The 12,784-nt window shown below is 64.1% G+C and carries 13 protein-coding genes; all 13 read left to right on the top strand.

The window, feature by feature from the left end; translation table 11 throughout:
* Positions 1 to 196: hypothetical protein (locus BMW28_RS13175; protein WP_234970130.1), on the top strand; the 196-nt coding region annotated here is incomplete at its 5' end.
* 83 nt (positions 197 to 279) lie between these two features.
* Positions 280 to 2,556 (top strand): DNA polymerase III subunit gamma/tau, encoded by a 2,277-nt coding sequence (gene dnaX, locus BMW28_RS11390; RefSeq protein WP_091818041.1) that lies wholly within the window; start codon positions 280 to 282, stop codon positions 2,554 to 2,556.
* A gap of 53 nt (positions 2,557 to 2,609) precedes the next feature.
* The gene (locus tag BMW28_RS11385) at positions 2,610 to 2,945 is read left to right on the top strand and encodes a YbaB/EbfC family nucleoid-associated protein (protein ID WP_091818040.1); all 336 of its coding nucleotides are present in this window, start codon (positions 2,610 to 2,612) and stop codon (positions 2,943 to 2,945) included.
* A 16-nt stretch (positions 2,946 to 2,961) separates the two neighbouring features.
* Positions 2,962 to 3,552 (top strand): recombination mediator RecR, encoded by a 591-nt coding sequence (recR, locus tag BMW28_RS11380; RefSeq protein WP_091818038.1) that lies wholly within the window; start codon positions 2,962 to 2,964, stop codon positions 3,550 to 3,552.
* Positions 3,553 to 3,582: 30 nt separating this feature from the next.
* Positions 3,583 to 4,011 (top strand): gamma-butyrobetaine hydroxylase family protein, encoded by a 429-nt coding sequence (locus tag BMW28_RS11375; protein WP_091818036.1) that lies wholly within the window; start codon positions 3,583 to 3,585, stop codon positions 4,009 to 4,011.
* A gap of 60 nt (positions 4,012 to 4,071) precedes the next feature.
* The gene (gene ubiE / locus BMW28_RS11370) at positions 4,072 to 4,803 is read left to right on the top strand and encodes a bifunctional demethylmenaquinone methyltransferase/2-methoxy-6-polyprenyl-1,4-benzoquinol methylase UbiE (protein WP_091818034.1); all 732 of its coding nucleotides are present in this window, start codon (positions 4,072 to 4,074) and stop codon (positions 4,801 to 4,803) included.
* Positions 4,804 to 4,888: 85 nt separating this feature from the next.
* On the top strand, positions 4,889 to 5,890 hold the full coding sequence (locus BMW28_RS11365; RefSeq protein WP_091818033.1) for a Tim44 domain-containing protein: 1,002 nt from the start codon (positions 4,889 to 4,891) through the stop codon (positions 5,888 to 5,890).
* Between the two features lie 59 nt (positions 5,891 to 5,949).
* Positions 5,950 to 6,537: a hypothetical protein gene (locus BMW28_RS11360; protein WP_200785791.1), complete on the top strand. Its 588-nt coding sequence runs from the start codon at positions 5,950 to 5,952 to the stop codon at positions 6,535 to 6,537.
* Positions 6,534 to 8,105 (top strand): ubiquinone biosynthesis regulatory protein kinase UbiB, encoded by a 1,572-nt coding sequence (gene ubiB / locus BMW28_RS11355; RefSeq protein ID WP_091818031.1) that lies wholly within the window; start codon positions 6,534 to 6,536, stop codon positions 8,103 to 8,105. The genes BMW28_RS11360 and ubiB overlap by 4 nt, the downstream gene beginning before the upstream one ends.
* Positions 8,106 to 8,283: 178 nt before the next feature.
* On the top strand, positions 8,284 to 9,756 hold the full coding sequence (locus BMW28_RS11350; RefSeq protein ID WP_091818029.1) for a high affinity choline transporter 1: 1,473 nt from the start codon (positions 8,284 to 8,286) through the stop codon (positions 9,754 to 9,756).
* A 132-nt stretch (positions 9,757 to 9,888) separates the two neighbouring features.
* Positions 9,889 to 10,161 (top strand): FmdB family zinc ribbon protein, encoded by a 273-nt coding sequence (locus tag BMW28_RS11345; protein WP_091818027.1) that lies wholly within the window; start codon positions 9,889 to 9,891, stop codon positions 10,159 to 10,161.
* 18 nt (positions 10,162 to 10,179) lie between these two features.
* Complete coding sequence (locus tag BMW28_RS11340; RefSeq protein WP_091818026.1) at positions 10,180 to 10,920, top strand: DUF502 domain-containing protein; 741 nt, start codon at positions 10,180 to 10,182, stop codon at positions 10,918 to 10,920.
* Between the two features lie 48 nt (positions 10,921 to 10,968).
* Positions 10,969 to 12,777: an aspartate--tRNA ligase gene (aspS, locus tag BMW28_RS11335; RefSeq protein ID WP_091818024.1), complete on the top strand. Its 1,809-nt coding sequence runs from the start codon at positions 10,969 to 10,971 to the stop codon at positions 12,775 to 12,777.
* The last annotated feature ends 7 nt before the right edge of the window (positions 12,778 to 12,784 follow it).

Here is a 12,784-nt window from a genome sequence, read left to right as displayed (position 1 = left end):
GAGGCAAACTACTGGAGGCAACTTGCCGACAGCAACACCTTGGCAGAGGTGTCCACTTAAACCAACCAGCCTCCTCGAAACCCGGGGCGGTTCACCAGCGGCGGAAGCCTTCCGCTACTACATGCTTGAGCACGCAGAGTCCTATCTGGCGCAGCATTTTGGCGGCGATGCCCACCCGCAATTGAGTGGCATCTGAACCCGGGTTGCAATTACCGTCCAGCGGGCTCCAGCCCATTTTTCCCGCCAAGCCGTTCCTGAAGCCGCGTTTAGAATAGCGCCATGTCCTATCTGGTGCTCGCCCGAAAATACCGTCCCAAAACCTTCTCCGAAATGGTGGGGCAGGAGCATGTCGTGCAGGCGCTCAGCAACGCGCTGACGACCGGGCGCCTGCACCATGCCTACATGTTTACCGGCACGCGCGGTGTCGGCAAGACGACGGTTTCGCGCATTCTGGCCAAGTCGCTCAACTGCACCGGCACGGACGGGCAGGGTGGTGTGACCGCGCAACCCTGCGGCGTATGCCAGGCCTGCACAGAGATCGATGCAGGCCGTTTTGTCGATTACACGGAACTGGATGCAGCGTCCAACCGCGGCGTGGACGAGGTTCAGGGGTTGCTCGAGCAGGCCGTCTACAAGCCGGTGCAGGGGCGCTTCAAGGTCTTCATGATCGACGAAGTGCACATGCTGACCAACACGGCGTTCAACGCCATGCTCAAGACGCTGGAAGAGCCGCCGGAGTACCTGAAATTCGTACTGGCCACCACCGATCCGCAGAAGGTGCCTGTGACGGTGCTGAGCCGCTGCCTGCAGTTCAATCTGCGTCCCATGGTGCCGGAAACGGTATTCCAGCATCTGCAGCACGTGCTGCAGGCCGAGCAGATTGCGGCAGATCCCGGTGCCTTGCATCTTCTCGCACGTGCCGCGCGCGGCTCGATGCGGGATGCCTTGTCGCTGACCGACCAGGCCATCGCCTTCAGCGCGGGCCAGGGTGGGGCGGAAGGCCTGCAGCTGGCATCCATCCGCCAGATGCTGGGCAGCGTGGACAGCAGCTATGTGTTCCGCCTGATCGAAGCCTTGGCGCAACGTGCTCCGGCACAGGTGCTGGAGGTGGTGCAGGCCCTGCAGATGCACGGCCTGTCGGCCGCGCATGCGCTGGAAGACATGACACGCATCCTGCAACGCATGGCCGTCTGGCAGATGGTGCCGCAGGCTGGCGACGACGGTAATCCGGACGAAGCCGAAATCCGCCGTCTGGCAGCCCTGATGCCGCCGGACGAGACTCAGCTGCTCTACAGCCTGTGTCTGCACGGTCGCAATGAACTTGGCCTGGCTCCGGATGAGTATGCGGCCATGACCATGATCCTGTTGCGTCTGCTGGCATTCCAGCAACCGCAAGGGCAATCCATGCAGGCAGCGTCGCCCGTTGGTGGTGATGCGGCTGAAAAAAAAACTCTGAATAATCCTGGCGCACCTGCACCTGCACCTGCACCTGCACCCGCACCCGCACCCGCACCCACACCCACACCCACACCCACACCGGCTCCAGCTCCAGTTCCGGCTCCGGCTCCGGCTCCGGCTCCGGCTCCGGCTCCGGCTCCGGCTCCGGCTCCGGCCAGCGTGCCAGAGCAGCCAGTCGAATCAGCTGGATTGCAGCAAACCACTGCTTCCGAGGCCCCTCCGGGAAGTGAAGCAGATGGCGGCACACCCCCATGGGCGTCGCCGACACAGGACGCTCCGCAAGAGCGATCTGCTGCAACAACGGAAGCGCGTCCCGCTGAGGCTGACGCGGCGCGCAACGAAAGCGAGTCCCTGTCTCAGGCAATCCCTGCCAGCCACGATGAGGCAGCCTCTCCGCAGGCTCAAAAAACGCCAGCCGCTCCTGCAGCAGCCGCGTCAGACCCGGTATCGATCGCCCCTTGGGAAGACATCCCTCCCGAGTACCAGGAGGAAGAAGGCCAGCCCATGGCGTCCGCCCCGGCAGACCTTCCGCAGGAGCGCATCCCCGTTCCACAACCGGCCGAGGCAGCGCTGGTATTGCCCGTGGTCGAACTGCCCGCATCGCGCCGCGAGCGCCCCCTGGGTGCACCCGCCGCCAGTGCCCAGCCCGCCGAACGCCGTCTGGTTCCCACCGAACTGGGCGAAGCCTGGCATGCGCTGGCCGAGTCCCTCATCGACCGTGGCCTGCTGACCGGCATCGCCCGCGAACTGCTGCTGCAATCGCAACTGCTGCAGCAGGCAGAGCAGGAGGCGGGTGCCGCACAGGCGCTCTGGACCATCCGCGTCGAGAGCGAAACCCTGAACCATGAAGGCAGTCGCAAGCGCCTCGAGGGTGCCCTGGCCGAACTGGGGCATGCCGTGCTGCTGCGCATCGAGTGCGGCCGCGTGGTCGATACCCCCGGCATGCGCCTGGCCAAGGCCCGCGCGGCGGAGCAGGAACGCGCCGAACAGACCTTCACCGGACATCCGTATGTTCAGGCTATGATGCGCGACTTGGGCGCGCAGCCTGTTGCGGGGTCCATCCGATTTACCCGGGAGCCTGGTGCGCAAGGCGCATGAGCTGAAGACGCCGCCAGCCTCCCACCCACCATTCCGTATTGAAAGGCAATTCCATGTTCAACAAGGGACAACTCGCCGGCCTGATGAAGCAGGCCCAGGCCATGCAGGACAACCTGAAGAAGGCGCAGGACGAACTGGCCAACGTCGAAGTGCAGGCCGAATCCGGTGCCGGCCTGGTCAAGGTCACCATGACCTGCAAGCACGATGTCAAGCGCATCGAGATCGACCCCAGCCTGCTGGAAGACGACAAGGACATGCTGGAAGACCTGGTGGCCGCCGCCTTCAACGCCGCCGTGCGCAAGGCCGAGGAAGTCAGCCAGGAGAAGATGTCCAAGGTCATGCCCGCCGGCATGCCGGGTCTGCCGGGCGGCATGAAGTTCCCGTTCTGAGAGAGCGGCATCCGTAGTGGCTCAGGCGCATGCGCTTCAGGTTCTGGTCGAGGCACTGCGGCGCTTGCCGGGGGTGGGCGTCAAGTCGGCCTCGCGCATGGCATTTCACCTGCTGCAGCATGACCGCGCCGGGGCACGCCAACTGGCGCAGGCGCTGCAGCATGCCTGCGACAGCGTGCACCATTGCCGCCTGTGCCACACCTTCACCGAGCACGAGGTGTGCGAAACCTGCCAGGATGCCAGCCGCGACCGCAGCAAGCTCTGCGTGGTCGAAACCCCGGCAGACCAGTCCGCACTGGAGCGCACGCAGGCGTTTCGCGGCCTGTATTTCGTGCTGATGGGCAAGCTCAGCCCGCTCGATGGCATCGGCCCGCAGGATATCGGCCTGGACCGCCTGCTCGACCGCGCCGGTGACGGCGTGGTGCAGGAAGTGATCCTCGCCACCAATTTCACCGCCGAAGGCGAAGCCACCGCCCATGTGCTGAGCGAGCGTCTGAAGGCACGCGGCCTCAAGGTGACCCGACTCGCGCGCGGGGTTCCTGCCGGGAGCGAACTCGAATACGTCGATCTCGGTACCATTGCCCATGCCCTGCATGACCGCCGCTGAGGCGGTCTTTCCTGTTGACCGGAGCTTTTCATGGCTGGCCTGACCCCCGATACGCCGCAACCCACCAACATCACCGTCCACGCCCGTTCGCGCCAGCTCGAGGTGGCCTTTGCCGATGGCAAGACCTTCCTGCTGCCGTTCGAGCTGATGCGCGTCTATTCCCCCTCGGCCGAAGTCAAGGGCCACGGAGCCGGACAGGAGGTGCTACAGACCGGCAAGCGCCTGGTCGACATCGTCGATCTGGCACCGGTGGGGCACTACGCGATCCAGCCGCGTTTCAGCGACGGGCACGAAAGCGGCATCTTTTCCTGGGACTATCTCTACTGGCTGGGCACCGAGCAACCGCGCCTGTGGGCCGAGTACGAGGAGCGCCTGCAGGCGGCAGGGGCTTCGCGTGACGAGGAATTGCCGTCCCTCAAGCCCGCCCAAGGGTGTGGCAGCGGGGGCTGCGGCCACTAAGCTTGCCACCCTGCAGCGTAGAATCGCCCTTAGCCCCATTTTTCCGCCAAGGATTCCCCCATGAGCCAGACCCATTTCGGTTTTGAAACCGTCGACGAGAAGGACAAGGCCACGCGCGTGCGCGGCGTGTTCGATTCCGTCGCCTCCAAATACGACGTCATGAACGACCTGATGTCGGGCGGCCTGCACCGCGCCTGGAAGGCCTATACCCTCATGGTGGCCAACCTGAAGGAGGGTGATCGCGCGCTCGATATCGCCGGTGGTACCGGCGACCTGTCGCTGGCCTTTGCCAAGAAGGTGGGCAGCAGCGGCCAGGTGGTGCATACCGACATCAACTTCGCCATGCTCAGCACCGGCCGTGACCGCCTGCTGAACAAGGGTCTGGTGTTGCCCACGGTGGTGTGCGATGCCGAGAAGCTGCCGTTCCCCGACAACCATTTCGATGTGGTCAGCGTGGCCTTCGGCCTGCGCAACATGACGCACAAGGATGCGGCGCTGAAGGAAATGAACCGCGTGCTCAAGCCGCGCGGCAAGCTGCTGGTGCTGGAGTTTTCCAAGGTCGCCAAGCCGCTGGAAAAGGCTTACGACTGGTACAGTTTCAACATCCTGCCCCGTCTGGGCCAGCTGGTGGCCGGTGATGCCGACAGCTACCGCTACCTGGCAGAGTCCATCCGCATGCATCCGGGCCAGGAAGAACTCAAGGGCCTGATGAAGCAGGCCGGTTTCGGCCATGTCGACTACCATAACCTGACCGCAGGCGTGGTGGCCCTGCACGTCGGCATCAAGTGCTGACGTGCAGCGGCAGCCATTGCAATTGCCGCAAGCATCCCCACGTGGGCTAAAGCAGTTTTTTCAACCCGCACAAAGGAGCCATTCCATGCGAAGACTCATGCCAGTCCTGTTGGCAGTCGTCCTGTCCGTCACCAGCCTGCATGCCGAAGCCAAGCGCATGGGCGGCGGCAAATCCTTCGGCCGTCAATCGTCCAACGTCACGCAACAACAATCCACGCCGACCGCTCCGGGTCAACCGGGCGCCGGCATGCAGCAGACGCAGCCCGGCCGCACGGCCAACCAGACTGCACCTGCACAGACTGCGCCGCAGCGCAAGCCCTGGGGCGGCATCCTGGGTGGCCTGGCAGCCGGTCTGGGCCTGGCATGGCTGGCCAATGCCCTGGGCTTTGGCGAAGGTTTCGCCAACATGCTGATGATCCTGCTGCTAGTGATGGGCGGCCTGATGCTGTTCCGCATGGTCCGTCGCTCCTCGTCGGCACCGGCCGCGCGCGGCCCGGTTCCCGCCTACCAGGGCGGTGCTGCGGCTCCCCAGAGCTACAACCCCAAGAACGTGGGCAATGACGCCTCCGCCCGTCCCTGGGAAAGCCAGGGCAGCCAGGGCGTGGCATTCCAGGCCGAGCAGGCCGCTGGCGGCAGCATGATCGGTTCCGGCCTGTCCGGTTCGCAGAACTGGGGCATTCCCGCCGGTTTCGACGTGCAGGGCTTCCTGGACGCTGCCAAGCGCAACTTCGTGACCCTGCAGGATGCCTGGGATCGCGGTGACGTGAGCAGCCTGCGCGCCATGATGACCGACGAAATGCTGGGCGAGATCCGCCAGCAGCTGGCCGAGCGCGAGGCAGAGGCAGGCGGCAAGGCGAACAAGACCGAAGTCGAGATGCTGCAGGCACAGCTGCTGGGCATCGAGGAAACGCCGACCGACTACCTGGCCAGCGTGGAGTTCTCCGGCATGGTCAAGGAAGACGAATCTGCCGGCCCGAGCCCCTTCCATGAGGTGTGGAACATGAGCAAGTCCAAGACCGGCGGCGCTGGCTGGCTGGTGGCGGGTGTGCAGGCCATGCAGGTGTCCGGAGTGCAGGCCACGCACTAATACGAATTGCAACGCGCATCTTGCCGTGCGCGCCTGAAAATCGGGGAGAATGGGAGACTATGGATACACAGTCTCCCTTTTCTTTTCTGGGCCGTCTGGCCGAATCCGCGTCCGGCCTGATGGGCAAGCTGGCACCGCCGCAATGGCTGGTGCATGAAGGGCAGCGCCGCATGGTGCTCCTGCTCAACCATGTGGTGATGCAGGAGGCAGAGGCGCAAAACCGCCTGGCCCGCCAGAAGGAGCGGGTGGTGCTGGCGCGCTGGCGCCAGTTCGAGATGCGCCTGCAGGTTACTCCGGCCGGCCTGTTCGACCTTGCAACGGCCGAGCAGACTCCCGACCTGACCATCACGGTCGAGGAACAATCCCCCTGGGCCATGGCGCAGTCCGCCATGAAGGGCGACAAACCCACGGTGCGCATCGAAGGCGACGTGCAGCTGGCCGCAGAAATCAACTGGATGGCCGACCACCTGCGCTGGGATGTCGAGGAAGACCTGGCCCGCGTCATTGGTGACGTGCCGGCCCATACCATTGCGCGTGCAGTGCGCGGCATCGCGAATGCCGCCCGCGGCGTGGTCGACAAGGTGGCGCCCGCCATGCCGGGCAGTAAGACCGGGGACGAACAGAAACGCGAAAGCCACACTTCATGAAATTCTTCCGTGGTGCGTACATCGTCTGGGTGTTCTTCCGCTACGGACTGGACGATCTGTTGCTGTCTTCCGCGCCGCATGGCGGTCTGCGCATGCTGTCGCGCGTGCTCTCGCTGGGCCGGCGTTACAACACTCCGCGGGGCGCACGCCTGCGCATGGCGCTGGAAAGCCTCGGCCCCATTTTCATCAAGTTCGGCCAGGTGCTGTCCACCCGGCGCGACCTGCTGCCGCCCGATGTCGCTGTCGAACTCTCCCAGCTGCAGGACCGCGTGCCGCCGTTCCCGGCCGAGGTATCGGTAGAGACCATCGAGCGCGCATTCCGCAAGCCGATCGATGCGCTGTTCACGGAGTTCGACCGGGTGCCGGTTGCCAGCGCCTCGATTGCGCAGGTGCATTTCGCCAAGGTACGCACGCGCCAGGGCACCGAGAAGGACGTCGCCGTCAAGGTACTGCGCCCGGGCATGCTCGACGTGATCGAGAAGGACCTGAGCCTGATGCGCATGATGGCAGGCTGGGTCGAACGACTGAGCGAGGACGGGCGCCGCCTCAAGCCGCGCGAAGTCGTGGCCGAGTTCGACAAGTACCTGCACGATGAACTGGATCTGGTGCGCGAGGCGTCCAACGCCGCGCAGCTGCGCCGCAACATGGAAGGCCTGGATCTGGTGCGCATTCCCGAGATGTACTGGGATCTGGTCTCGCAGGACGTGCTGGTGATGGAGCGCATGAACGGCATTCCGATCAACCAGATCGACCGGCTGCGCGCCCTGGGCGTAGACATCAAGAAGCTGGCGCGCGATGGCGTCAACATCTTCTTCACGCAGGTGTTCCGTGATGGCTATTTCCATGCCGACATGCACCCCGGCAACCTGCAGGTGAGCGTGGAGCCGGGCAGCTTTGGCCAGTTCATCCTGCTCGATTTCGGTATCGTCGGCACGCTGACCGAGAACGACAAGGAATACCTGGCGCAGAACTTCATCGCCTTCTTCCGACGCGACTACAAGCGCGTGGCAGAGCTGCACATCGAAAGCGGCTGGGTACCTTCGACCACCCGCGTGGACGAGCTGGAAGCCGCCGTGCGCGGCGTGTGCGAACCGTATTTCGACCGTCCGCTCAAGGAGCTGTCGCTGGGCATCGTGCTGATGCGCCTGTTCCAGACCTCACGCCGCTTCAATGTGGAGATCCAGCCGCAGCTCACGCTGCTGCAGAAAACGCTGCTTAACATCGAAGGCCTGGGCCGCGAACTCGATCCCGACCTCGACCTGTGGAGTACCGCCAAGCCCTTCCTCGAGAAGTGGATGCTGGACGAGCTGGGCCCCAAGCGCTTCCTGACCGAGCTGAAGAACGAAGTGCCGCATCTGGCGCGCATGCTGCCGCACCTGCCGCGCCTGCTGCATGGCTACCTCAAACAGGGCGCCGAAAGCCAGCCGGTGCAGAACCGCGAACTGCTGGCGCTGTTGGCCGAGCAGAAGCGCACCAACCGCCTGTTGCAGGGTCTGGTGTACGGTGCTGTCGGTTTTGCACTGGGCATGCTGGCCATGCAGGTGTTCATCCGCATCCAGCTGGGCTGAGTGGGCGCACAGGCGGCCGGGGGGGCGCAGTGTGGCAAATGTGCCGCACCTGCCGCATGCGCTGCCGTAACAGCGGCGCGTGCAGGCCGGGGAGGGCGCTGTTGGCAGGGCTTTGCCGCGATAATGCGCTGATTTTGTTGCATGGTGCAACAGCTGAAGCCTCGCGGAGACACCCCCTGTGCTGATTACCCTGGTCCTTGTTTACCTGCTGATCACCATTGGCATCGGCCTGTATGCGGCGCGGCGCGTCAAGAACACGGCCGACTTTGCCGTAGCCGGCCGCCACCTGCCGCTGGCGATGATCATCACGCTGACCTTCGCCACCTGGTTCGGCTCGGAGCTGGTGCTGGGCATCCCGGCCAAGTTCATGCAGGACGGTCTGGGCGGCATTGTGGAGGATCCCTTCGGTGCCGGCACCTGCCTGATCCTGGTGGGCCTGTTCATTGCCGGCCGTCTGTACAAGATGGACCTGCTGACCATCAGCGACTACTACCGTGTGCGCTACGGTACCTTTGTCGAGGTGTTCTGCTCCATCATCATCATGATCAGCTATCTCGGCTGGGTGTCGGCCCAGGTGGCCGCGCTGGGCGTGGTGTTCAATCTGCTGAGCGAGGGCACGGTGTCCGTGCAGATGGGCATGGTGCTGGGCGTGCTCTCCATCCTGATCTACACCCTGATCGGCGGCATGTGGTCGGTCGCGGTGACGGACTTCATCCAGATGATCGTGCTGATCGTGGGCCTGCTGCTGCTGGCCTACTATGCCAGCGACATGGCGGGTGGTGTGCAGCCGGTGCTTGATCTGGCCACCAGCAAGGACCTGTTCCGTTTCTGGCCCGAACCCCAGTGGCACGACATCATCTTCTTCTTTGCCGCAGCCATCACCATGATGCTGGGTTCCATTCCGCAGCAGGACGTGTTCCAGCGCGTGATGTCGGCCAAGGACCTGCGCGCCGCCACCTGGGGTCCGGTGATCGGCGGCAGCATGTACATCATCTTTGCTGCCGTGCCGATCTTTCTGGTGGCCACGGCGCTGATCGTGATGCCCGAGCAGACCAGCGCGCTGATTGCCGATGATCCGCAGAAGGTGCTGCCCACGCTGGTGATGCAGAAGATGCCGTTCGTCATGCAGGTGGTGTTCTTCGGCGCCTTGCTGTCGGCCATCAAGTCCTGCGCCTCCGCCACGCTGCTGGCGCCCACCACCACTTTCGTCGAGAACATCCTGCGCCACTTCGTGCGCAACATGGGCGACAAGGCCACGCTGTTTGCCATGCGCATTTCCGTGCTGGTGTTTGCCGGCATCGTGCTGGTGTACGCCATCCTGATGGAAGGTACTTCCATCTACGAGATGGTGTCCGGTGCCTACCAGGTGCCGCTGGTGGGGGCTTTCGTGCCGCTGGTGGCGGGTCTGTACTGGAAGCGCGCTTCTACGCAGGGGGGTATTTTTTCGGTGCTGCTGGGTGTGGGCGTGTGGCTGCTGTTCATTTTCGTGCCCGGCTGGGGTGAGGTGTTCCCGCAGCAGCTGGCCGGTCTGCTCGCCTCCATGGTGGGCATGGTGGCGGGCTCGCTGCTGCCGCAGTGGATTGCGCCGGATCGCGGCCGCGTGCCGCACTTCGAAGGCTCGCCGGAAGTGGAAGGGCGGCTCATCGCCTGATGTGGCGCAGAGGCTGCTGCGATGCGGCCTTCAGGCCTTATCGTCAAGCGCAAGTCATGGCCGGACTTTATAATCACAGGTTGCCCTGCCAATTCCGGCAGGTGTTCCTGTTTGTCCCTTTCCTGAAGAGCCATGCCGATTTACGCCTACCGTTGTGAAGCCTGCGGCCACAGCGCCGATGTCCTGCAGAAAATCAGTGACACCCCCCTGAGCATTTGCCCCTCCTGCGGAGCCGACAGCTACCGCAAGCAGGTGACGGCGGCCGGCTTCCAGCTCAAGGGTTCCGGCTGGTACGCAACGGATTTCCGCGGCGGCCAGGGCGCCACCAGCGCTCCGGCAACCAGCCAGGCGTCCGATAGCAGCGCCTGCGCATCCTGCCCGGCAGCCAGCACCAGCAAGGACTGACCCTTTCCCCGCACACGTATGTTCAAGAGCAAGCTCCAACAATACTTCATCGCCGGCCTGCTGGTATGGCTGCCGCTGGTGATCACCGTCTGGGTGCTCATGTGGCTGCTTGGCATGCTGGATGGCATTTTCGTCAGCATCCTGGCCACGATCGAGGCCGTGGTGCCGGGCCTGACCGGCATGGCGCAGGCCGTGATGAAGATTCCCGGCATCGGCGTGCTGGCGCTGGGTCTGCTGATCCTGCTAACCGGCACACTGGCTGCCAACATCGTCGGCCAGTGGTGGATTCGTCAGTGGGACGCGCTGATGGCGCGCATCCCCGTGGTGCGCTCCATCTACAGCAGCGTCAAGCAGGTGTCCGACACGCTGTTTTCCGGCAGTGGCAAGGCCTTCTCCAAGGCGCTGCTGGTACAGTATCCGCGCCATGGTTCCTGGACGGTGGCTTTCCTCACCGGCCATCCCGGTGGTGAAGTGGCACGGCACCTGCCCGGCGCGCATGTCAGCGTCTATGTGCCGACCACGCCCAACCCGACCTCCGGCTTCTTCCTCATGATGGCGCGCGACGACGTGATCGAGCTCGACATGACGGTGGACGAAGCCCTCAAGTACATCATTTCCATGGGGGTGGTGGTGCCGCCCGAGCATGTGGGCAATCTGTCGCGCAAGGGGGCGATGGCCGGCAAGCCGCTGCCGCAGGCGGCACAGGCTCCGGCAGCTGCTCCGGCCGCGCCGCCCGCACATCCGGAAAAGACCGAGTAACATCAAGCAGGTTCCGCATCCGGCGGAACGAGAAAGACCGAGAAAAATATGGCTATGCGTTCGATTTATTGTGGTCAGGTGACCGAAGCCCTGCTGGGCCAGACTGTAACCCTGTGCGGCTGGGTCAACCGCCGTCGCGACCACGGTGGCGTGATCTTCGTCGACCTGCGCGACCGCGAAGGCTATGTGCAGGTGGTGTGTGACCCGGACCGTCCCGAGATGTTCAAGGTCGCCGAAGACCTGCGCAACGAGTTCTGCGTGCAGATCAAGGGTCTGGTGCGTGCGCGCCCCGAAGGCACCACCAACGACAACATCACCACCGGCAAGATCGAAGTGCTGTGCCACGAGCTGAACGTGCTCAACGCCTCCGTCACGCCGCCGTTCCAGCTGGATGACGACAACCTGTCCGAAACCACGCGCCTGACGCACCGCGTGCTGGATCTGCGCCGCCCCTACATGCAGCGCAACCTGATGCTGCGCTACAAGGTGGCGATGGAAGTGCGCAAGTTCCTCGATGCCAACGGCTTCATCGACATCGAAACCCCGATGCTGACCAAGAGCACGCCCGAAGGCGCGCGTGACTACCTGGTGCCCAGCCGTGTGCACGACGGCCACTTCTTCGCGCTGCCGCAGTCTCCCCAGTTGTTCAAGCAGCTGCTGATGGTGGCCGGCTACGACCGCTACTACCAGATCACCAAGTGCTTCCGCGACGAAGACCTGCGTGCCGATCGTCAACCCGAATTCACCCAGATCGACATCGAAACCTCCTTCCTGGGCGAGGACGAGATCCGCGCGCTGTTCCAGGACATGATCAAGCAGGTGTTCCGCAACACCATGGATGTGGACCTGGGCGAGTTCCCGGTCATGCAGTACGCCGATGCCATGCACCTGTACGGTTCCGACAAGCCGGACCTGCGCGTGAAGCTGCAGTTCACCGAGCTGACCGACGTGATGAAGGACGTGGACTTCAAGGTGTTCTCCACGCCGGCAACCACCCCTGGTGGCCGTGTGGTGGCGCTGCGCGTACCGCAGGGCGGCCAGATGAGCCGTGGCGAGATCGATGGCTACACCGAATTCGTCAAGATCTACGGTGCCAAGGGCCTGGCCTGGATCAAGGTCAACGAGAAGGCCAAGGGCCGCGAAGGCCTGCAGAGCCCGATCGTCAAGAACCTGCACGATGCCGCGTTGAACGTGATCCTGGAGCGCACCGGCGCCCAGGACGGCGACCTGATCTTCTTCGGTGCCGACAAGGCCAAGATCGTGAACGACTCCATCGGCGCGCTGCGCCTGAAGGTGGGCCACAGCGAGTTCGGCAAGAAGAACGGCCTGTTCGAGGACCGCTGGGCGCCGCTGTGGGTGGTGGACTTCCCCATGTTCGAATACGACGAGGACGAAGACCGCTGGAATGCCATGCACCATCCCTTCACCTCGCCCAAGGACGGTCACGAGGACTACATGGACAGCGACCCGTCCAAGTGCGTGGCCAAGGCCTACGACATGGTGCTGAACGGCTGGGAACTGGGTGGCGGCTCCGTCCGTATCCACCGCGCCGAAGTGCAGAGCAAGGTGTTCAGCGCGCTCAAGATCACGCCGGAAGATGCGCAGGTCAAGTTCGGCTTCCTGCTGGATGCGCTGCAGTACGGCGCGCCCCCGCATGGTGGCCTGGCCTTTGGTCTGGACCGCCTGATCACGTTGATGACGCGCGCCGAATCCATCCGCGACGTGATTGCCTTCCCGAAGACCCAGCGTGCCCAGTGTCTGCTGACGCAGGCCCCCAGCATGGTCGACGAGAAGCAGCTGCGCGAACTGCACATCCGCCTGCGCAACCCGGTGGCGGCCGAGGCCAAGAGCGCCTGACCGGAGC

This window comes from Allobrachymonas denitrificans DSM 15123 (assembly GCF_900110225.1).
GTDB lineage: Bacteria > Pseudomonadota > Gammaproteobacteria > Burkholderiales > Burkholderiaceae_C > Brachymonas > Brachymonas denitrificans.
The sequence above is the reverse complement of the archived record's forward strand: the minus strand, read 5'-3'. Positions and strand labels throughout refer to the sequence as shown.